The sequence below is a fragment of the Caulobacter sp. GW821-FHT09B11 genome (genome assembly GCF_059418205.1).
Window position 1 is genome coordinate 1 of the sequence record NZ_JBWKPK010000073.1, and the last position, 509, is coordinate 509.

General features: G+C 71.5%; 1 protein-coding gene. It reads left to right on the top strand.

All coding sequences use genetic code 11. The annotated features are described in order from the left end of the window. Positions 1–509, top strand: a 509-nt coding sequence (locus AC07N1_RS25255) for a UDP binding domain-containing protein (RefSeq protein ID WP_494674290.1), incomplete at both ends; no start/stop codon positions are given.

The window sequence follows — 509 nt, forward strand, 5'->3', positions numbered from 1 at the left end:
AAGGACACCATCGCCCTGGTCAAGACCGCCGCCGACTACGGCGCGCCGACCCGGCTGATCGAGACCACCGTCGAGGTCAACACCGCCCGCAAGAAGGCCATGGCCGACAAGGTCGCCGCCGTCCTGGGCGCCGAGGACCTGACCGGCAAGACCGTCGGCGTGCTGGGCGTGACCTTCAAGCCCAACACCGACGACATGCGCGACGCCCCCAGCCTCGACATCCTGCCGGCCCTGCAGGCCAAGGGCGCCAAGGTCCGCGCCTTCGACCCCGAAGGCCGCCACGAGGCCGAGCACCTGCTGCCCGGCGTCCAGTTCGTCGGCGGTCCCTACGAGGCCGCCCAGGACGCCGACGTCCTGCTCATCCTCACCGAGTGGGACCAGTTCCGCGCCCTCGACCTGGACCGCCTCAAGGCCGCCCTCGCCGCCCCCGTCGTCGTCGACCTGCGCAACGTCTACAAGCCCGCCGAAATGGTCCGCGCCGGCTTCACCTACGCCTCCATCGGCCGCGG